This is a genomic window from Streptomyces sp. NPDC001544, from assembly GCF_042894285.1.
Lineage (GTDB): Bacteria > Actinomycetota > Actinomycetes > Streptomycetales > Streptomycetaceae > Streptomyces.
Map to the genome: position 1 here is coordinate 506,639 of NZ_JBIAVN010000002.1, position 19,295 is coordinate 525,933.

The 19,295-nt window shown below is 71.7% G+C and carries 22 protein-coding genes; 10 read left to right on the forward strand and 12 right to left on the reverse strand.

What is annotated here, in order from left to right:
- Positions 1-34: 34 nt before the first annotated feature.
- The 3 genes from ACFY0F_RS07675 to ACFY0F_RS07685 all read right to left on the reverse strand — a co-directional run bounded on the left by ACFY0F_RS07675 (position 35) and on the right by ACFY0F_RS07685 (position 3,208).
- Complete coding sequence (locus tag ACFY0F_RS07675) at positions 35-895, reverse strand: alpha/beta fold hydrolase (RefSeq protein WP_388790439.1); 861 nt, start codon at positions 893-895, stop codon at positions 35-37.
- A gap of 150 nt (positions 896-1,045) precedes the next feature.
- Entirely contained in the window at positions 1,046-2,104 is a 1,059-nt protein-coding gene (locus ACFY0F_RS07680) for an alpha/beta fold hydrolase (protein ID WP_388790442.1), read from the reverse strand.
- Positions 2,105-2,374: 270 nt separating this feature from the next.
- On the reverse strand, positions 2,375-3,208 hold the full coding sequence (locus ACFY0F_RS07685) for an oxidoreductase (protein WP_388790445.1): 834 nt from the start codon (positions 3,206-3,208) through the stop codon (positions 2,375-2,377).
- Positions 3,209-3,473: 265 nt separating this feature from the next.
- On the opposite strand from ACFY0F_RS07685, the gene ACFY0F_RS07690 reads away from it, so the two are divergent.
- Together ACFY0F_RS07690 and ACFY0F_RS07695 are read left to right on the forward strand one after the other, a co-directional pair.
- Positions 3,474-3,902: an Ohr family peroxiredoxin gene (locus ACFY0F_RS07690; RefSeq protein WP_388790448.1), complete on the forward strand. Its 429-nt coding sequence runs from the start codon at positions 3,474-3,476 to the stop codon at positions 3,900-3,902.
- 43 nt (positions 3,903-3,945) lie between these two features.
- Positions 3,946-4,134 carry a hypothetical protein gene (locus ACFY0F_RS07695; protein ID WP_388790451.1) on the forward strand — a complete coding sequence of 63 codons (189 nt, stop codon included), beginning with the start codon at positions 3,946-3,948 and terminating at the stop codon, positions 4,132-4,134.
- A gap of 87 nt (positions 4,135-4,221) precedes the next feature.
- Here ACFY0F_RS07695 and ACFY0F_RS07700 read toward each other — a convergent pair whose 3' ends face one another.
- Complete coding sequence (locus tag ACFY0F_RS07700; RefSeq protein WP_388790454.1) at positions 4,222-4,773, reverse strand: CGNR zinc finger domain-containing protein; 552 nt, start codon at positions 4,771-4,773, stop codon at positions 4,222-4,224.
- A 296-nt stretch (positions 4,774-5,069) separates the two neighbouring features.
- On the opposite strand from ACFY0F_RS07700, the gene ACFY0F_RS07705 reads away from it, so the two are divergent.
- Both ACFY0F_RS07705 and ACFY0F_RS07710 read left to right on the forward strand, forming a co-directional pair.
- On the forward strand, positions 5,070-6,683 hold the full coding sequence (locus tag ACFY0F_RS07705; protein WP_388790457.1) for a tannase/feruloyl esterase family alpha/beta hydrolase: 1,614 nt from the start codon (positions 5,070-5,072) through the stop codon (positions 6,681-6,683).
- Positions 6,684-6,731: 48 nt separating this feature from the next.
- Positions 6,732-7,652: an alpha/beta hydrolase gene (locus ACFY0F_RS07710; RefSeq protein ID WP_388790459.1), complete on the forward strand. Its 921-nt coding sequence runs from the start codon at positions 6,732-6,734 to the stop codon at positions 7,650-7,652.
- Positions 7,653-7,695: 43 nt separating this feature from the next.
- On the opposite strand, the gene ACFY0F_RS07715 is transcribed toward ACFY0F_RS07710, so the two are convergent.
- Complete coding sequence (locus ACFY0F_RS07715) at positions 7,696-8,124, reverse strand: hypothetical protein (protein WP_388790462.1); 429 nt, start codon at positions 8,122-8,124, stop codon at positions 7,696-7,698.
- 185 nt (positions 8,125-8,309) lie between these two features.
- On the opposite strand from ACFY0F_RS07715, the gene ACFY0F_RS07720 reads away from it, so the two are divergent.
- Positions 8,310-8,504, forward strand: a complete 195-nt coding sequence (locus ACFY0F_RS07720) for a hypothetical protein (RefSeq protein ID WP_388790465.1) — start codon at positions 8,310-8,312, stop codon at positions 8,502-8,504.
- A gap of 162 nt (positions 8,505-8,666) precedes the next feature.
- Here the strand turns inward: ACFY0F_RS07720 and ACFY0F_RS07725 are convergent, their stop codons facing one another.
- Positions 8,667-9,266 carry an N-acetylmuramoyl-L-alanine amidase gene (locus ACFY0F_RS07725; protein WP_388790467.1) on the reverse strand — a complete coding sequence of 200 codons (600 nt, stop codon included), beginning with the start codon at positions 9,264-9,266 and terminating at the stop codon, positions 8,667-8,669.
- 460 nt (positions 9,267-9,726) lie between these two features.
- Here ACFY0F_RS07725 and ACFY0F_RS07730 point away from each other — a divergent pair, with 460 nt between their 5' ends.
- Positions 9,727-10,671 carry a DUF4232 domain-containing protein gene (locus tag ACFY0F_RS07730; protein WP_388790470.1) on the forward strand — a complete coding sequence of 315 codons (945 nt, stop codon included), beginning with the start codon at positions 9,727-9,729 and terminating at the stop codon, positions 10,669-10,671.
- Here ACFY0F_RS07730 and ACFY0F_RS07735 read toward each other — a convergent pair.
- The 3 genes from ACFY0F_RS07735 to xylB form a co-directional block, all read right to left on the reverse strand.
- Complete coding sequence (locus ACFY0F_RS07735) at positions 10,640-11,134, reverse strand: NUDIX hydrolase (protein WP_388790473.1); 495 nt, start codon at positions 11,132-11,134, stop codon at positions 10,640-10,642. The genes ACFY0F_RS07730 and ACFY0F_RS07735 overlap by 32 nt on opposite strands.
- Positions 11,131-12,339, reverse strand: coding sequence for an ROK family protein (locus ACFY0F_RS07740; protein ID WP_388790475.1), 1,209 nt, complete (start codon positions 12,337-12,339; stop codon positions 11,131-11,133). Before ACFY0F_RS07740 ends, ACFY0F_RS07735 begins: the two co-directional genes overlap by 4 nt.
- A gap of 105 nt (positions 12,340-12,444) precedes the next feature.
- Positions 12,445-13,890, reverse strand: a complete 1,446-nt coding sequence (gene xylB, locus ACFY0F_RS07745; RefSeq protein ID WP_388790478.1) for a xylulokinase — start codon at positions 13,888-13,890, stop codon at positions 12,445-12,447.
- Between the two features lie 145 nt (positions 13,891-14,035).
- Between xylB and xylA the strand changes: the two genes are divergently transcribed.
- From xylA to ACFY0F_RS07760, 3 genes are all read left to right on the forward strand, one after another.
- Positions 14,036-15,202: a xylose isomerase gene (gene xylA, locus ACFY0F_RS07750; RefSeq protein ID WP_388790481.1), complete on the forward strand. Its 1,167-nt coding sequence runs from the start codon at positions 14,036-14,038 to the stop codon at positions 15,200-15,202.
- Between the two features lie 154 nt (positions 15,203-15,356).
- The gene (locus ACFY0F_RS07755; RefSeq protein ID WP_388790482.1) at positions 15,357-15,773 is read left to right on the forward strand and encodes a hypothetical protein; all 417 of its coding nucleotides are present in this window, start codon (positions 15,357-15,359) and stop codon (positions 15,771-15,773) included.
- A 158-nt stretch (positions 15,774-15,931) separates the two neighbouring features.
- Positions 15,932-16,114, forward strand: a complete 183-nt coding sequence (locus tag ACFY0F_RS07760; protein WP_388790485.1) for a hypothetical protein — start codon at positions 15,932-15,934, stop codon at positions 16,112-16,114.
- Between the two features lie 351 nt (positions 16,115-16,465).
- On the opposite strand, the gene ACFY0F_RS07765 is transcribed toward ACFY0F_RS07760, so the two are convergent.
- Positions 16,466-17,314, reverse strand: a complete 849-nt coding sequence (locus ACFY0F_RS07765) for a hypothetical protein (protein WP_388790488.1) — start codon at positions 17,312-17,314, stop codon at positions 16,466-16,468.
- A 146-nt stretch (positions 17,315-17,460) separates the two neighbouring features.
- Positions 17,461-17,757, reverse strand: a complete 297-nt coding sequence (locus ACFY0F_RS07770) for a hypothetical protein (protein WP_388791315.1) — start codon at positions 17,755-17,757, stop codon at positions 17,461-17,463.
- Positions 17,758-17,856: 99 nt separating this feature from the next.
- On the opposite strand from ACFY0F_RS07770, the gene ACFY0F_RS07775 reads away from it, so the two are divergent.
- Positions 17,857-18,762, forward strand: coding sequence for an oxygenase MpaB family protein (locus tag ACFY0F_RS07775; protein ID WP_388790490.1), 906 nt, complete (start codon positions 17,857-17,859; stop codon positions 18,760-18,762).
- Here the strand turns inward: ACFY0F_RS07775 and ACFY0F_RS07780 are convergent.
- Positions 18,739-19,272: a PadR family transcriptional regulator gene (locus ACFY0F_RS07780; protein ID WP_388791317.1), complete on the reverse strand. Its 534-nt coding sequence runs from the start codon at positions 19,270-19,272 to the stop codon at positions 18,739-18,741. The genes ACFY0F_RS07775 and ACFY0F_RS07780 overlap by 24 nt on opposite strands.
- Between the last annotated feature and the right edge of the window lie 23 nt (positions 19,273-19,295).

Sequence of the window (19,295 nt, forward strand, 5' to 3'; positions counted from 1 at the left end):
GGGCCTCGAGCCTCGCCGCCCTTCGAGTCGGAGGTCAGTGGACGGTGGTGCGGGCCGCCTGCTCGATCACGTCGGCCACCAGGCGGGGGTGGGAGACGGCGACGGAGTGGGAGGCGGCGACCTCGGTGGTGTGCGCGTGGGCGCGCTTGGCCATGAAGCGCTGGACGGCCGCCGGGATGTTGAGGTCGCGGGTGGTGACGATGTCCCAGCTCGGCTTGGTCTTCCAGGCCGCGGTGGTGGCCTTCTCCTCCAGGGCGGCCTGGGCGACGGGGCGCTGCTCGACGGCCATGAGTGCGGCCTGACCGGCCGGGACGTCGGCGGCGAACTGGTGGCGGAACTTGTCCTGCCGGATGTACAGGTCGGTGGCCGTGGAGCCGTCGGCCTGCTGGTAGGTGACCGGGTCGAGGGCGTCGGGGAGGGTGGAGCCCGGGTACTTGCCGGTGAGCTCCAAGGCGGTCTCGCCGGGGGCGGGCAGGAAGGCGGCGACGTAGACCAGGGCCTTCACCGCGGGGTCGCCGGTGGCGGCCTCGCTGATGACATTGCCGCCGTAGGAGTGGCCGACGAGGATCTTGGGGCCCTTGACGTGGTCGAGGACCGTGCGCAGGGCGGCGGCGTCGGAGGCCGGGCCGCGCAGTGGGTTGGCGGCGGCGACGACCGGGTAGCCGTCGGCGCGCAGTTCGGCGATGACTCCGTTCCAGCTCGAACCGTCGGCGAAGGCGCCGTGCTCCAGCACGATGGTCGGTTCGGGGTGTCTGCCGGCGTCGGTGGGCTCGGCGGCCCTTGTCGCGCCGTCGGCGGTGCCGCTGAGGGCGAACGCTCCTAACGCGACACCCGCCGCGACCGTGGACAGGACACCCGTCGGCAGCCGCTTGTGTCCACCCTTGATACTCACCACGACAAACCCCTCTCAGGCATTTACTCGGTACAGGAGGCAGGTCGGCCTCGTCGGTCTTCGTCACCACTCTGGCTGGTGACGAATGTGTCATGAGGATCCGTCACCCGTCAAGGTGGTGACGTTTGATGGCGCTTCCCGAAGGGCGCTCGCTCAGAGGCGGTCGGCGTCGACCACTGCCTGGGCGAAGGCGGTGGGTGCCTCCTGCGGCAGGTTGTGGCCGATGTCCGCGATGGTGCGGTGCTCGTACGGTCCCGTGAAATGGCCGCGGTACGTGGAGCCGTCGCCGGCCGGGGTGAAGGGGTCGAGGGCCGCGTCGAGGGTGACCGTGGGAACGCCGATGGAGGGCTGGGCCGCGAGCAGCTTCTCGTAGCGGTCGTAGCGGTGTTCACCCTCGATGAGGCCGATGCGCCAGCGGTAGTTGTAGAGCACGATGGCGGCGTAGTCGGGATTCTTGAACGCCTCGGCGGTCCGCTCGTACGTGGCGTCGTCGAAGTCCCAGTTGGGGGAGACGAGGGTCCACACGTAGCGGCACAGTGCGATGCGTTTCTTCTCGTCCTCCATGGCCTTCTTGCCGCGCTCGGTGGCGAAGTACCACTGGTACCACCAGTTGTGCTCGACGGCCGGGAGGGCCGGCTCCAGCTGTGTACTGCGTTGGGTGATGAGGTAACCGCCGGTCGAGACAAGGGCTTTGACCCGCTCGGGCCACAGCGCGGAGATGATGTCGGCGGTGCGCGAGCCCCAGTCGAAGCCCGCAAGGACGGCCTTGTCGATCTTGAGGGCGTCCATCAGGGCGAGGACGTCCAGCGCGATGGCGGACTGCTCGGCGGTGCGGGGGGTGTGGCCGGACAGGAAACGGGTGCTGCCGTGACCGCGCAGGTGGGGCACGATGACGCGGTAGCCCAGGTCGGCGAGGATCGGGGCGACGTCGACGTAGCTGTGGATGTCGTACGGCCATCCGTGCAGGCAGATGACGACGGGGCCGTGGGCCGGGCCGGCCTCGGCGTAACCGACGTCCAGGAGGCCCGCCTTGACCTGCTTGACGGTCTGGAACCCGGTGTGGGTGCCCGGGGTGACGGCGGCGACGGAAGCGCCGCCCGGCTGGTGCGCGGCGGTCGTGGCCGACGCGGTGGTCCGCAGCCCGGACAGCGGGACCGCGGCCGCGCCGGTGCCCAGACCGAGGGCCTTGCTGAAGGTGCGCCTGTTGATCATGTGAACCTCCGTGGGTGTGAACTTGCGGGCTGAGTGGTGGCGCGCGGCGTCCAGGGCCTGTTCGGCGGATCAGGTCGCAGGGCAGGGGCGGTGCCTCATCGGCGCTGGTGAGCGGGGCGAATGGGGGTGCCCCCGCGCGAGCGGAGCCGAGGGTGGGGGAGTCGGCAACCGACGACAACGCCGGTGGGGGCACCGCCCGCTCGAGCGAAGCCGAGAGTGGGGGAGGGCGTGCCAAGTCCCGCGTCTGCGGCATGATCCGCCGGACAGGCCCTAAGCCGGGAAGTCGGCGGTGGCGCTGACCTCGGCCCACTTCCTCGTCTCCGCGGCGCGCGCCTCACCCGCCTCCAGCGCCATGGTCACGGCCTGGGCGCCGAGCAGGAGCCGGCGCGGCGGATCGTCGTGGTGGGCGACATCGATGAGGACCTTGGCCGCGCGGACCGGGTCACCGGGCTGCGAACCGTCGTTCTCCGCCCGGTACTCGTTCATGGCGCCGACGGTCTCCGCGTAGTCGGCGCCCACGGCGTGCAGCTCCATCGACGAGCCCTGCCAGTCCGTCCGGAAGGCGCCCGGCTCGACGATGACGACCCTGATGCCGAAGGGGGCGACCTCGCTGGCCAGCACCTCGGAGAAGCCCTCCACGGCGAACTTCGCGCTCTGGTAGGCGCCCATGCCCGGTGTGCCGCCCACCCGTCCGCCGAGCGAGGAGAACTGCAGGAACGTTCCCGAGCGCTGCCCGCGCAGCGTCGGAAGGGCGGCCCGGGTCACGTTGACGACCCCGAAGAAGTTCACCTCGAACTGGGCGCGGAAGTCGTCCTCCGCCATCTCCTCGATCGGGGCGCTGTTGGCGTACCCGGCGTTGTTCACGACCACGTCCAGACGGCCGAAGGCGTCGACGGCCGCCTGGACCGAATCCCGGGCCGCCGCCGCGTCGGTGACGTCCAGGGGGACCGCCCGCACCTGGTCGCCGAAGCGGGAGACCAGGTCTGTGAGCTGTTCCGGACGACGCGCGGTCGCCACGAGCCGGTCGCCGGCCGCCAGAACCGCTTCCGCCAGAGCGCGCCCGAAGCCCCGGGACGCGCCGGTGATCAACCATGTGCTGGTCATATGTGTCCTCTTCGCTTGCTCGAACGGGTGTGGCAGGAGATGCCTCAGTCTTGCCGCGCGCCCCGTCGCGGACGACCGTCGTTTGACTGCCGCTCTTTCCTGCCCGGGACGGCGTCGCCGTCCGCCGGCGTAAGTCATCCATCACCGTCTTGACTGGTGACGATAGCAGCTGCCATGATTCCGTCACCGCCTCAACCGGTGACGCTATGGGTGTCCTGGTCAGGGGGTGGCCGAAGTCCTTCGATCCAGATGGGGAGAACCAGTCATGGCAGTCACCTACACCGCCGTGGTCGAGGTCAGCGGAGAAGGCCGCAACGGCGGACATGTCCGCTCCTCCGACGGTCTGCTGGAGACCGGCCTCGCCCTTCCCGAGGAGCTGGGCGGCGCGGGTACCGCGACCAACCCCGAGCAGCTTCTGGCCGCGGGCTGGGCCGCGTGCTTCCTCGGCGCCCTCCGTCGTGCCGCGGCCTCTCGCAAGATCCGGCTCACCGGCACCACCATCACCGCCGAGATCACCCTGACCCACGGCGACGACGGCGAGTTCTCCCTGTCCGCCGTACTCAACCCCGTACTCGGCGGTGTCGACCAGGCCACCGCCGAGGAACTCGCGCACGCGGCCCACCGGATCTGCCCGTACTCCAAGGCCATGCGTGACAACGTCCCGGTCGCCGTCAACGCCGGCGTCGCCGCCTGATCAGCCCCTCCCCGACCGAAGAGCGAGGCAGGACATGGCTTTCATGACGTACACACACATATGGACCGCCGGGCACTGCCGCCCGGAACCCGATCGTGTCTCCCGCGAGCGGCTGTCCCGGGGCGCGGCAAGCTCCGAGGAGCGTGGCGGGCCGACGGACGCGCAGGTGTGGAACTGGGCGGAGAGTGCGCTGCTGTCGGGCTACGGGCCGGCGGCTTCGAGTTTCGTCTGACGGGCAGGCCGACGGGGCGGTGGTGGCGGAGGAGGATCGACCGGAGCCGCTCACCGCACGGTGTGGTGTCAGTAGGTCAGCGCGCGGTCACGCGGACGCGGTCTTCTTGCGGGCGCGGTAGGCGGCGGCCTTGATCTTGTTGCCGCAGGACTCCATACCGCACCACTGGCGCCGCATGCCCCGCGAGCGGTCGATGTAGACCCGCGTGCACTCGGGGTTGCCGCACTCCTTCATCAGCGGAACGTCCGGCCCGCTGAGCAGTTCGACGGCCTGCCGGGCGACGGTGGCCAGGGCCTGCTCGGGGGTCGCGTCGGTGTGCCGGCCCGTCAGGGTGAGCTGCGGCGTCACGGGGGTCTTGCGTGCGGCGGCGTTGACCACGCCGAGCGCCTCCCGGTCGAACTCCTCGCCGAGGCGGCGGTTGGTGACGAGCCGGTAGACGGCCTCGCGTACGGTGGTCGCCGCGCGGACGTCGTCCTCCTCGCCGGGAGTGATCGTGTCCACCAGACCGGACTCCAGGTACCAGGCATTCAGCCGCTCCGGCGTCACGAACATCTCGAACCGGGTCGAACGCCGAGCCCGGAGCGTGGCCGCGAAGTCGAGGGCAGGGTGCCCGCAGACGAATACATGGTCAAGGTTCACGTCACCATACTGACAGGTGACTCCTGTCGGGGGCAAGACGGTCGAATGACCTAACACGCGCGTGCCGGAGCCCGGCCGCGGCTCGGGGGGCGCGCACCGTCAACTGACTGTCGCCGGAGTACGCCGCGGGCAGTCAGGGTGGGGACCGGGCCGAGGGCATGCGGTCCGCTCGGCGTCCGTACGCATGTCGCGGCACATCCCCGTTCCACCCTCTGGGCCGCCCACTGTCCCGCACATGTGATGTCCGCATGTGCCACCGCAACCGAGCGAACACCTGATTCCTGGAAGGGAAAGCAATGAGACGACTGCTGGCTGTCCTCGCGGCCGCTGTGCCGCTGGCCGCGGCGGTGTACCTGCCGTCCGCGTCGGCGGAACCCCAGACCCACGCCTCCCCACCGCTCAACTGCGACACGGTGTCGGTGAAGGCTCCGACCGGCACCGAGGTGGAGTCCGTGACGGCGGTCCGCCAGGTGGGCGGCACCGTGCACGGCACCGGAATCCTGGGCGGCACGGTCACCGACGTCCCGCCCTACTGCGAGGTGACGGTCGCCCTCACTCACCCTGGCGACGGCGACCACGCCGAGGTGCGGACCTGGCTGCCCGTCAGCGGCTGGAACGGCCGCTTCCAGGGACTCGGCGGCGCCGCCTACGGCGCCGGGGACAACGGTGTCGGTCTGGGCACCGCGGTCAAGAACGGCTATGCGGTGACCACCACGGACGCCGGCCTCGGTGACGTCCTCGACACGCACTGGGCGCTGGACGGCAAGGGCCGGGTCGACACCGCCCTGCTGGCGAACCTCGCCTCCCGTTCCCAGCACGAGGCGGCCGTCGTGGGCAAGCAGGTCGTCGCCTCGGCCTACGCCAGGCGCGCCGCCCACTCCTACTTCACCGGCTGTTCCACCGGCGGGCGCCAGGGCTATGCGGAGGCCCAGCGCCACCCCGACGACTACGACGGCATCCTCGCCGACGCGCCTGCGATCAACTGGGCCGAGTACGAGCCCGCCACGCTGTGGCCGCAGGTGGTGATGAACAACGAGAAGACCTACCCGACCGGTTGTGAGCTGGACGCCTTCACGCACGCCGCCGTCAAGGCCTGCGATTCGCTCGACGGTGTCAGGGACGGGCTGGTCGACGACGCCGCCCGCTGCCACTTCGACCCGCGCCGGCTGATCGGCACCAAGGTGGTGTGCGACGGCAAGGAGCTGACCATCACCCCGGCCGACGCCGCCGTGGTGCGCAAGATCTGGGACGGTCCGCGCACCGCCTCCGGCCGGAGACTGTGGTACGGCGTCCCGGTCGGCGCCGATCTCAAGGGGCTGGCGGGGACCGAGGTGGCTGCCGACGGCACCGTCAAGGGGAAGCCCTTCCCGGTACCCGCACTCTGGGTACAGCTCTGGCTGAAGAAGGACCCGGCCTTCGACGTCTCGACGATCACCTACAGTCAGTTCACTCAGCTGTTCCAGCAGTCCAAGGCCGAGTACGACAAGGTCATCGGCACGGGCGACCCGGATCTTTCCGCCTTCCGCAGGTCCGGCGGCAAGCTCCTGACCTGGCACGGCCAGGCTGACGAGTTCATTCCCACCCAAGGCACGGTGGAGTACCGCGAGCAGGTCGAGCGGGAGCTGGGCAGCGCCAAGAAGGCCGACGACTTCTACCGCCTCTTTCTCGCCCCGGGCACCGGCCACTGCGGCCTCAACGGCGCTGACGGTTCGGTCGACGGCCTCGCTGCCCTGACCGCATGGGTGGAGGACGGCAAGGCGCCCAGGACGCTGCCCGCCACGCTGATCAACGCCGACGGTCAGCGGGTCACCCGCAACCTGTGCGGCTACCCGCAGGTGTCCCGCTACAAGGGCCACGGAGACCCGGCCGTCGCCTCCAGCTTCCGCTGTCACTCCACGGCCCGGCACTGACCTGGCTCGATGCGAACGCCCGTCACCGTCTCAGAAAGAGTTGTTCTCATGGCCAGGACCCGTGTCAGTTTCAACAGCGCCGGTATCGAGATCGCGGCGCACCTCTATCTGCCCGACACGGCGGAGCAGGACCCGCGTCCGGCGCTGGTGGTCGGCCACCCCGGCACCGGGGTGAAGGAACAGACCTCCGGCACCTACGCGCAGCTCATGGCCCAGCGAGGGTTCGTCGCCCTCGCCTTCGACGCCGCCCATCAGGGCGAGTCGGGCGGTCTGCCGCGTGGGCTGGAGGACCCCGCCCAGCGGGTGGAGGACTTCAAGGCCGCCGTGTCCTTCCTGACCACCCGTGAGGAGGTCGCCGTCGACCGGATCGGGCTGCTCGGCATCTGTGCCTCCGGCGGCTACTCGCTGGCCGCCACCGGCGGTGACCACCGGGTCAGGGCCGTGGCGACCGTGTGCACCGCCGATCCCTCCCGCCAGTTCCGTCTCGGTGCGGACGGCACCCAGGACCCAGCCGTCTTCCAGGCCTTGCTGGACGCCGCCGCACAGGCCCGCACCACCGCCGCCCGCGGCGGGGATCCCGGCACCATGACCATGTTCCCCGACGCCGCCGAACAGGCCGGCGCGGTCGGCGGCCGGCACGGCATCGAGGGCTTCGAGTACTACTGCACCCCGCGCGGCGAGCATGAACGCTCCGCGAAGTCCCTGGCCTGGCAGAGCATCGACAAGCTCGCCTCCTACGATGCCTTCTTCGCCGTCCCCCTCATCGGCCCCCGTCCCCTCCTCCAGGTCATCGGCGAGCGCGCCGTCACCGCCTGGATGGCCGTCGAGGCCCATCAACGCGCCACGGGCCCCAAGGAACTCCACTGGATCAAGGGCGCAAGCCATGTCGACCTCTACGACAAGAGGGAGTACATCGACCCCGCCGTCGACAAGCTCACCGACTTCTTCACCACCCACCTGGGTGGGTGACCGGCCCCGTGCCACGGCGTCATGGCCAGAGGCCGGGGGCGCGTCACTTCGCGCGCAGGGGCCCGGCGAAGGACTTGCGCAGGGACGGGGGAGCGGCCAGGGGGAGCAGTGCGGCGAGCATCCTGCCCTTGATCGTGGTCGGCTGCCGCGAAAGCTCGACCTCGATCCGGGTGCCGTCGCCCTCGGGGGTCATCCGGAAGACCCAGCCGCCCCCGGCGCCGAAGAGCTTGGAGTCGAGCGTGGTGACGGTGACCGTGTCACCGGCCGGTTCCCACTGGTAGCGGGCCCGCTCCCAGGCCGCCGAGGTCCCCTCGGTGACCTCGGCCCAGGTGTCGCCGAGTTCATGGACCGTGAAGTGCGCGGCGTCGATCGTGGGCCAGGCCGCGACGCGTGCGGGGCTGAAGTCGGTCAGCACCGCCATCACGTCGCGCGGGCTGAGCTCGGAGACGACATCGAACCGAACGACTGTCATGGGATTCCCTCACCGAATAGTAACTGTTCTGACCGGTGACGAGAGATTCCCAAGGCCAATCGTCACCTGTCAAGACGGTTACTTGCGTTCGTCACCGCCTTGACAGGTGACGGGGGGTGGTGCAGCCTGACAGTGGTCCCGCCGTCCGACGGGAACGTCCACGAACGACGAAGCGGAGGCCGGTCGTGAACCAGGAAGCAGAGAGGGACGCCGCAGCGGCAGCGCGGCACGCACGCTTCGGCAAACTGCCCGAGCGCATCCGGTACGAGGACATGACCGAGGTGATGGCGACCGAGACGCACGGCGGGGCGAACGCCTCACCCGAGGACGTGGGCGCGTGGCGCACCTTCTCGTGCCTGGCCCTCGACCTGGGGATCTAGCACTCGGGCGCAGGACCGGGAGGAACTGCACCGCGCGATCGCACGCACCGACGCCCCGTGGCCCGCACTTCGGGCGGACCGCGGGGCTTTCGGGCAGGCTCCGGACCGGAAGAGCCATGCGGCCGGGGCATCGTCACCCGCGGCGGTCACCCGGACAACCGGTCAGGTGAAGTTGACCAGCCTGACGTAGCGGACCCAGTCCCAGTCGGGCCCCGGATCGATGTGGTCGGTCCCCGGTACCTGGTAGTGCCCGATGATGTGCTCCCGGTCCTTGGGGATGCCGTACGTGTCGCAGACCGCCGCCGTCAGTCTCGCCGACTGCTCGTACAGGGCGTCGGTGAAATAGGCGGGCCGGTCCACCCAGCCCTCGTGCTCGATGCCGATGCTGCGGGTGTTGTAGTCCCAGTTCCCGGCGTGCCAGGCGATGTTGGCCTCGCGTACGCACTGCGCGATGTGCCCGTCGGCGGAGCGCACCAGGTAATGCGCGGACACCGCTTTCCGCGGGTTCTGGAAGATGGCCAGGGTGTCGGCATAGGTCTCCTGGGTGACGTGGATGATCACGCGGTCGATCGCGTAGGTGCCGGGGCGGCCGGACGCCGTGTAGTTGGAACCGGTGGCCGGCTGCCACTCGGCGGTCGGGTAGTCGACGGTCTCGGCCTCGGCATCGGCTCGTGTGGCGGGCAGCACCGCACGGGGGACGGCGGCGAGTGCCGCGCCCTTGAGCAGGTGTCGTCTGGTGGGCGGGGGTCTGTCCCGGTCCATGGTGGGTCGCCTTCCGGAGTGGGGGTGGGGGAGCGTGGCTCCGGGGACGGGCGTGGGCGGCAACGGCGGGTTCCGGCAGCGCACATGTGGTCGGTGTCGCACAGGTTGGCCAACGGCGATGCGGCGGCCCGGGTTGCGAACTGACACACTTCCAGCTCAGTGCATCCGGGCGCGCTCGTAGTCCTCGTCACGCCACCCACGTCCGGCCGTGGTGGGTGCCTCGCCTCAAGCACCGTACGGCGCCCGGCGATTGGGCAGAAGAGCCCCGGGCCGATCCGTGGATGACAGCGGCATTGTGGACAACTCGGCCGCCCGAACCGCTGAAACCCGCGTCGGCGAGGTGAGTGGAGGGAGAGTCAGAAGGGGTGCGATCGGCTTCGATGTCCCTGTGACAGTGCTGTGACCGGAGGAGTGGCTTCCGCCACAGCCCGCTGTGAGCCCGTCCTGATCGACTCGTCGGATGCGTACCCTCCCCGCCGGTCTCTGTGTCGTCACCGGCTTACTGCTCCTCACCTCCTGCGCCCAGAAGGAGACTGCCGCCGGCCCGACCGACGTCCCCACGTGCGACGCGGAACTCTCCTCGCGGCCCGGCACGGCCTCCGAGCCCGCGGACGAGGAGACGGACGGTGTCAGCATCACGGATCAGGGGAGTGACGGAGCACGGGACTGCGCCGCGTTCCAGATCACCAACCGTGCTGGTGAACCCTTGACCTACACGGTCACCTTCGCCTTCCTGTCCGACTCCGGATCACGGATGGGCGACACCGACCGGACCGTGCCGTCCGTCGCGGCCGGCCGTACGGTGACCGGCACCGTCGGCGGCGGCGAACCGCTGCTGGGCGCACAGGGCTGGTCACGGGTGCGTGTCGAGAAGGTGAGGAGCGTCCCTGCCGACGAGGCTCCGGCCCCGGGCGGTCCCTGCCCCTCCTCGGGACTGCGTCTGTACGCCGACGAGGGCGATGCCGCCATGGGCCTGCGAGTGGTCGGGCTCCATGCGGTGAACTGCGGGCACCGGACCCAGCGCCTCACCGGCTATCCCCGCGTGAGCCCCCTCGGCGAGGACCACAGGCCGGTCACCGGCCTGCGGATCCTGCACGACGGCTCCGGCATCGCGACCGGCACCGGGGCCGACGGTCCGGCCCGCCCCGTGTCCCTGAAGCCGGGCGAGGCGGCCCACGCCGGCCTGGTGTGGCGCAACACCGTGCTGTCCGGTGCCGCGGTCGACGTCCCCTACGTCAGGGTCTGGGCGAAGCCAGGGGCTGCGCCGGTGATGGTGACACCGGAACTGGACCTGGGCACCACGGGGAAACTCGCCGTCGGCCCGTGGAAGCGGGACACGCAGGCGGATCGCGACCACGGTTCACAGCCAGGGGTCACAGAGGGTCGCCCTCCCGCAGACAGGTGACGGTTCCGGACAGGGCGGCGGTGCGCAGGGCGACGAGCGTGGGCAGGCGCGCGGTGAGCGGCGTGGCGACCGGCTCGTCGAGAGCGAACCACCCGTAGCGGTCGTGCTCGGCGCTGAGCCGGACGCGTGCCTCGCCCTCAAGGGTGCCGCCGTGGAAGAAGCAGTCGAGGACCGGTCCGGTCCCCAGTACGTCCACCCGGTGGTCGATGCCGATCAGCTTGGGCACGGGGCCGAGTTCGATGCCCGTCTCCTCCCGCATCTCCCGCCGCGCCGCAGCCCAGGGGTCCTCGCCGCGGTCGACCATCCCGCCGGGCAGCCACCAGGTGCCGGCGGTCGGCTGACCGGGCCCGTAGCGCAGCAGCAGGACGCGGCCCCGGCCGTCCAGCAGCACGACGCAGGAGGCGAGGAGAGCCTGCGGCTGGGTCTTGACCCACTCCTCGCGGGGCATCCACGTACCGCTCATTGCCGCACCGCCACCGTCGCCGGGTCGTCGAGCACCGCGCGTATCACGGAGTGTGCGGCGCCGAGCAGCGGTCCCTCGGGTCCGAGGCGGGACACCGACACCGGGCAGACGGGCCCCGCCGTCCGGCTCGCCAGCTCCGCCTCCAACGACGGCAGGAGCCACGGAGACAGCCCGGCCAGCGCGCCGCCCAGGACGACGGCCTCGGGGTCGAGCAGGTTGACCGCCCCGGTCAGGGCTATACCGAGGGCCGTGCCGGCGTCCCGCAGTGCCTGCCGCACGCCCGTGTCCCCTTCGTCGGCCCGCCGGGCGAGCAGCCCGACCAGGTCCTCGCCCGGTTCGAGCCCCGCCGCGCGCAGAACCGCTTCCTCTCCGGCGTACTGCTCCAGGCAGCCGCGCCCGCCGCACGCGCACCGGGGCCCGTCCGGGTGGACCGGTACATGGCCCAGCTCGCCCGCGAACCCCCGCGTGCCGCGCAGCAGCCGGCCGTCCACGACGACCGCGGCACCGATGCCGATCTCCGCCGACACATGCAGGAAGTCACCAGGAGTGTGCGCCCCGAGCCAGAGTTCGGCCAGGGCACCGAAGTTGGCCTCGTTGTCCACGGTCAGCGGGACGCCGGTGGGCAGCAGGGCCGCGAGGTCCGTGTCGTGCCAGCCGAGGTTGGGGGCGCGTACGACCGTACGATCGTCCCGCGCCACCAGACCGGGCACCGCGACCGCGAGACCGGCGGGCCACAGCCCCTCCTGCTCCGCCTCCGCGACGACCCGGCGGACGAGAGCGTCGAGTTCCTCGAGCACCGGGCCGGGCGCACGGCCACGGTTCACGCGGCGCCGGACGGCCCGGGCCCGGACCTCGCCGCGCAGGTCGACCGCGCACACCGAGAGGTGGTCGACGCCGACCTCCGCGCCGATCCCGGCCGGCCCCCGGCCACTGACCGCGAGCGCCGACCCGGGGCGGCCCACGCGGCCCGGCCGCTCGGGGCCCAGCTCCTCCAGCAGCCCCCACCGGATCAGGTCGTCCACCAGGGTGGACACCGCAGCCCGTGTCAGACCGATGCGTGAGGCGACGGCGGCGCGCGAGAGCGGCCCTTCGGCGCGGACGGCATGCATCGCCCGGGCGAGGTTGCGGCGGCGCATGCCCTGCTGGGTGTCCGGCAGCGCCCGGCCAGGGCCGGCCGGGCGAGCCTCGTGCAGCGGTGCGCTCATGCCTGAAGTCAGTCCTCGGTCCGTCTGTCCGGTCAGTGCGTCAGCCCGTCGGCACGCCGTACGGCCACGTGGTCCCCGCGCCGTCGTGCCCCCGGCGACGGACGGTCAGCGCCCGCCCGCCCCCCGCTCCAGCAGCGGCGCCGCGTCGGAGAGTACCCCGGAGATACGGGCCAGCGTCTCCTCGTCCCGCTCCACGGCCTCCAGCACCGGCCCGGCCGTGGTGTTCCAGCGGCGCGCGACCGCGGCCGGGTCCTCACCGGTCAGCAGGGCGGCCGCCTGGGCCGCGGCGCCGAGCGCGACGAGTTCCCTGGCCTCGGGGATCTGCACCGGCCGTCCCGACAGACGCCGTACCGTCTGCTGCCAGGCCGCGCCCCGCGCCCCGCCGCCGATCAGCAGCAGCGGTGCCGTGCGGTCCGCGTCCTCGTCGAGCACCAGGTCCAGCGCGCCGAGCAGAGCGTGCACGGCGCCGTCGTACGCCGCCTGCAGGAGCTGCCCGGCGGTCGTGTCGTGACGCAGGCCGTGCAGGAGACCGGAGGCGTCCGGCAGGTTCGGGGTGCGCTCACCGTCGAGGTACGGCAGGAGCGTGACGGAGGTGCCGGGCTCCACGGCCTCGCGGTCCAGGCCCAGCAGGGCCGCCACCCGGTCGACCGCGAGGGTGCAGTTCAGGGTGCAGGCCAGCGGCAGCCAGTCCCCGCGCGCGTCGGCGAAACCCGCGACGGTGCCGCTCGGGTCGGCGGGGCGGTTCTCGGAGACGGCGTACACCGTGCCCGAGGTGCCGAGGCTGAGCACCGGAGTGCCCGGGCGCAGCCCGAGGCCCAGCGCGGCAGCCGCGTTGTCGCCGGTGCCGGGGGCGACGAGGGTGCCCTTGGAGAACGGCAGGTCGTGGCTGTCGCGCACCGTCCCGGCCACCTCGCCCGGCCGCACCACCCGCGGCAGCAGCGCCGGGTCGAGGCCCACGTGCGCGAGGATCTCCTCGTCGTACGCCTCGGTGCCGGACGCCCACCAGCCCGTACCGGAGGCGTCGCCGCGGTCGGTGGTCCCCTGACCGGTCAGATGCCCGGTGAGGTAGTCGTGCGGCAGCCGGACGGCCTTGGCGGCACGGACCGCGTCCGGCTCGTGTTCAGCGAGCCAGGCCCACTTCGTGACCGTGAACGACGCGCCGGGCACACTGCCGGTCCGCTCCGCCCAGGCCTTCGGGCCGCCCACCTCCTCGACGAGCCGACGGGCCTGCGGCGCCGAGCGCACGTCGTTCCACAGCAGCGCCGGACGCACCGGCTCGCCCCGGGCGTCCAGGGTGACCAGGCCATGCTGCTGGCCGCCGATCGACACCGCGGCCGCTTCGTGGGCCGCGTCCCCGCACTGGTGCAGCGCCGTGCACAGGGCCTCCCACCACTGTCGGGGGTCGCTCTCCCGGCCGGCGCCGGAGGAGACGGTGTGCGGCGCCTGGCCGCTCGCCACGACCTGCCCGGTGGCCGCGTCGACGACCAGGACCTTGGTGGACTGGGTGGACGAGTCCACGCCGACGACGAGCGGACCCTCGGCTGCTGACATCGGGCTCTCCCTCTTTCCGCGGCTCGCGGGATCTGGTCTCGAGTTCAGGCCTCGAGGACATCCTGTCCCTTCCCAGGGACGCGAGCGCATACTAATTTGTAAATCGCCATGACGAAATAGTCGCAAGCGAGCAAGGAGCCGCGGCATGAGCTACCAGCCCACCCCCGAGCACAGGTTCACCTTCGGCCTGTGGACCGTCGGCTGGCAGGGACGGGACCCGTTCGGCGACGCCACGCGCCGCGTCCTCGACCCGGTCGAGACGGTGCAGCGACTGGCCGAGCTCGGCGCCTACGGGGTGACCTTCCACGACGACGACCTGATCCCCTTCGGGTCCTCGGACACCGAGCGCGAGTCGCACATCAAGCGGTTCCGCCAGGCCCTGGACACGACCGGGATGACCGTGCCGATGGCCACCACCAACCTCTTCACGCACCCGGTCTTCAAGGACGGCGCGTTCACCGCCAACGACCGTGACGTGCGGCGCTACGCCCTGCGCAAGACCATCCGCAACATCGACCTGGCGGTCGAGCTGGGCGCGAAGACGTACGTGGCCTGGGGCGGCCGCGAGGGTGCCGAGTCCGGTGCCGCCAAGGACGTGCGCGTCGCCCTGGACCGCATGAAGGAGGCCTTCGACCTGCTCGGTGAGTACGTCACCTCCCAGGGCTACGACCTGCGCTTCGCCATTGAGCCCAAGCCGAACGAGCCGCGCGGCGACATCCTGCTGCCCACCGTCGGTCACGCGCTGGCCTTCATCGAGCGCCTCGAGCGCCCGGAGCTGTACGGCGTCAACCCCGAGGTCGGCCACGAGCAGATGGCCGGGCTCAACTTCCCGCACGGCATCGCCCAGGCCTTGTGGGCGGGCAAGCTCTTCCACATCGACCTCAACGGCCAGTCCGGCATCAAGTACGACCAGGACCTCCGCTTCGGCGCCGGTGACCTGCGGGCCGCCTTCTGGCTGGTCGACCTCCTGGAGAGCGCCGGTTACGACGGCCCCCGTCACTTCGACTTCAAGCCGCCCCGGACCGAGGATCTCGACGGGGTGTGGGCGTCGGCGGCCGGCTGCATGCGCAACTACCTCGTCCTGAAGGAGCGCGCGGCGGCCTTCCGTGCCGACCCGGAGGTCCAGGAGGCACTGCGCGCCTCGCGCCTGGACGAGCTGGCGCAGCCCACCGCGGCGGACGGTCTGCAGGCGCTGCTCGCCGACCGCACGGCCTTCGAGGACTTCGACGTGGAGGCGGCCGCCGCGCGCGGGATGGCCTTCGAGCGCCTCGACCAGCTGGCCATGGACCACCTGCTGGGGGCGCGCGGCTGACCCCGCGCGCGTCTACCGGTGACGTGCTACGCGCGCGTGCCGTGGTGCGGCCCGCGCGCGCAATGCCCCGGAATCGTGCGGTCCATGGTCCGAGCCGGTATCAACCACCGTGCGCCGGTCGCCTCCCGGGCCGTACGCGGCGATGGTGGACGGCATGACCCCACCGTCCGCACCGCCGCCACCGGCCGTACCGCCTCCGCCGCCCGGACCACCGGGCGGCGGCTTCGGACCGCCTGCCGGTGGCCCCGACCCCGGCCCGCGAAGGCGCCGGGGCCCGCTCTTCGGCGTCCTCGCCGTGCTCGCGGTGGCCGGGGCGGTCCTCGCCGTGGCCCTGACGGCCTCCGGCGGCGACGGTCCCTCGGACGACCAGCGCCCTGCGGGCAGCGCCGCTTCCAGTGACTCGCCCAGGCCCTCGTTCCGGCTGCCGACCGAACTGCCCAGCGGGCTGCCGTCGGGGCTGCCCTCCCGGCTGCCGAGCGGTCTGCCGTCGGTGTTCCCCAGTGGGCTGCCGAGCGAGGTGCCGAGCGGCTTCGAGTCGTTCCTCAGCGCGGTCCCGGGCACGCTGCCCTGAGGCGGCGCCGCCCACCGGATCCGGCCGGGGAGCGGGCCCTCAGGGACGGGTAAGGGTCGAGCCTCAGGGACGTCTCAGGGTCGCGGAGCGGAACCGCTGGAAGCGCGGACCCGTTTCCACATCAGAGAGCGGCAGTGGCCGTGAAGGAGGCGACGCTCATGTCGAACAACGCGAAGATCGCCGCAGGAGGTGTGGCGGTCGGGCTCATCCTGCTCATATGGCTGCCCTGGTGGATCTCGTTCCTGATCATCGTGGGAGTGCCGGTGGCCGCCTACCTCGCCCTGGATCCGTCGCAGCGCCGCAGGCTGCGCCGTGTCACGCGCAAGGAACTCGGCCGCTGAGGCGCGCTGCCGCCCGGAGTGTCTCGCGTGTCTCCCGCGCAATTCCGCGTCCCCTGGACAGGGCGGGAGCCGACCACCCGGGCGGCAGTGGCCGCCTGGGGTCCGGCAGACCGCGCTCAGCTGCGACGATCCGGAACTCGTCACCCGCGCCGCGGCGTCCTGGGCCCGGCCCGCGTACCTGCGGGAGGGACGCTGCGCCGAACTCGGTCTCCCTGGACGCCGTCTTCGCGACGGTGCCGTTCGTTCCGCGCACCCTCGCCACCCGTCGCACGGCCACGAACGACCACGTGCCCAGGAACCCCGATGACCGCCGACGCGCGCCGCCCGTGTCGGGCACGCCCGGGGACGGCCTCACATGGGCCGCACGGCCAGTTTGTCGAGCGCCTCCAGCAGACCGGGCAACTCGGGGCCCCGACCCACCGGCAGGACCTCCCCGGGTTTGTCGTCGAGCAGCACGAAAGCCATGTCGTCGGTGCGGGCCACCATCGACCAGCCGGGGCCGTCGACGCGCAGCGTCCGGGCGTTCCCCGGGGCGAACGACGAGCGGACCCGCCCGAGCGGGGGCGGCGTGTCCACGTAGGCGTGTGCCTCGGCGAGTACGCGCCGGATGCCGGGGTGACCCGGCGTCGGAGCATCCGTTCCGTCCTCCCGGCTGCCCTTCCCGCCGTCCCGTGGCGCGGCCGAGCCGCCCGGCGGCTGGAAGTTCGCGTCGTCGATCTGCCCCCGCCACACGGCCCACTGCAGGGCGATCTCGTCGGCGCCCAGACGCCGCTGGGCCGGTCCCCAGGAGGTGGTGTCCGGCGGGGCCAGCGGGGGCCGGTCCGCGACCTCTGGGCCGGGGTCGTGCGGTGCCGGCACGTTCGGTGCGGCGACGGCGACCGCCAGGGGCCAGCCCGGCAGCGCGGTCACGACCGAGCGCTCGTCGGGCGACAGCTCGTACTCCATGCCGCAGTCCCAGGACGCGATCGCCACGGCGACCAGCGAGACGTCGTCGATGACGACCGTCCAGCGGGAGCCGTCGCCGTCCTGCCCGAGCACCAGGCCGTAGCCGTCGGCGCGCGGCGCCAGGTCCAGCGCGGCGCACGCCTCCGGGTAGTCGTCGCCCAGCACGCCCGGAAACTGCGCCGGCGTCAGCAGTACCGCCGTGAGTACGTACAGCGCATCGTCCGCGGTGGCGACGACCTCATCCGTCCCGGCCATCCCAGCCTCCCCAGTGGTTCGTCCAACGGCGCGCACCCTAGTGGGCGCAGAACGCGGTTGTCACGACTCCCTCCACACGCGGAGCTGCGGTCTTCTCGCGGTCCTCCACCGGGAAAACGGGTGAAAAGCCGTCCGTCGGACGCCGGTCAGGCCACGGGCAGCCCGAGCAGGTCACGGGCCACCTTGCGCGGAGACTCGTTCCGTTCCCGGGCCAGTGCGATGACGGCCCGGCACGCCAGCTCGCTCACCCCGAACGACAGCGCCTCCGGCGACACCCAGGAAGCGGCCTCCTCGATCCCGTCCTGGTCGTCCTCCGCACTGGCCGACACATAGGCGGCCGCGGCGTCGAACACATTGTGCGTGCCCTTTTCGCGATCTCCACCCGCGTCCACGCGCGCGGAGACGCCCAGCCCGGCGATCTTCTCGCGGATCCTGTCCCACATACGAGCCGCCTTCCCCTGCGTGGCCTTCTCCGGCTGATCGTCCATCCGCCCCTCCTCAACGTAGAGTTGGAGCCTCGGTGGCAAAAGGGGGATGACGCGGTGAAGCGTTACGAGCGGCTCGAACGGATCCGCCGGATGGATCCGGTGGCGGACGCCGTGGAGATCTACCGGATCAGCGCCAGTCTCGAGTTTCCCTGGGATTTCGCCCGGGCCCTGGAGCTGGCCCTGTACCGGACCTACGCCGTGCCGAGCATCGGCCGGCTGCTCGCCGAGACGGCGGAGCTCACGGACCGGACGCAGAAGCGCTACGACGACACGTCGCTGCTCCTCGACGCCGTCGTCGAACACGGCTTCGCCTCCGTCCAGGGACGCACGGCGATCCGCCGCATCAACCAGATGCACCGCGCCTACGACATCAGCAACGACGACATGCGCTACGTGCTGTGCACCTTCGTCGTGACACCGAAGAGGTGGATCGACGCCTATGGCTGGCGCCGGATGTCCCGGCACGAGATCGTTGCCGCCACCGTCTACTACCGCACGCTCGGCCGGCACATGGGCATCACGGACCTGCCGGAGTCCTACGAGGAGTTCGAGGACTGTCTCGACGCCTACGAGGAGGCCCACTTCGCCTGGGACGAGCAGTCGCGCCGGGTCTCCGACGCCACGCTCGACCTCATGACGTCCTGGTACCCCAAACCCATGGCGCCGGTGCTGCGCGCCGCGACGCTCGCCCTTCTCGACGAACCACTGCTGAAGGCCTTCCGCTACGAGCCGCCCGCCCCCGTCACCACCACGGTCGTGCGACGCGCCGTCCGGATGCGGGGACGCCTCGTCCGGCTGCTCCCGCCGCGCCGCACACCCCATTACGGTCGGCAGAACTGGGAGATCAAGGGTTACCCGAACGGCTACCGGCTGGCCGACCTGGGCACCCGCCCGGTGCCCGGCGTGCGGGGCTGCCCGGTGCGGCACACCGGCACCTCAGCGGCCGACTCCCTCGAGTGAGGCGAGGGTCTCGCGCAGCCAGGTGAGTTCCGCCCGGCTCGTGGCGCGGGCGATGGTGAGAATGCCGCGCCGGAACGGATCGTCCAGTTCCTCGGCACGCAACGGGCGGTCACCTTCGTAGAAGAAACTGGCCGGCTCCTCCAGGAACGACAGGCGGCGCCGCAGCAACGCCGCCTGCGCGGACGGGTCGTCGAGGTGCCTGAGGAAGGCGAGCAGCGTGAACCAGAGGTTCTCGTCGGTGATCTCCCGCCGGGCCGGTTCGGTGAGCCGCCGCCGCAGCTCGCGCCTGCCCTCCTCGGTGAGCGTCAGTACGTGACGCGGTGCGGCCACTGAGCCCGGTTCGGTGGTGCGCGCGAGCAGACCCGCCTTCTCCAGGCGCTTGATCGCGGGATACAGCGTGCTCTCGGCGATGGGCCGCACGTGACCCGTCAGCGCCGCGATGTGTTTGCGCAGCACGTAGCCGTGCAGCGGGGCGTCGTAGAGGAATCCCAGGATGGCGAGCTCCAGCATGTCCGCATTCTGCTTCACACCCG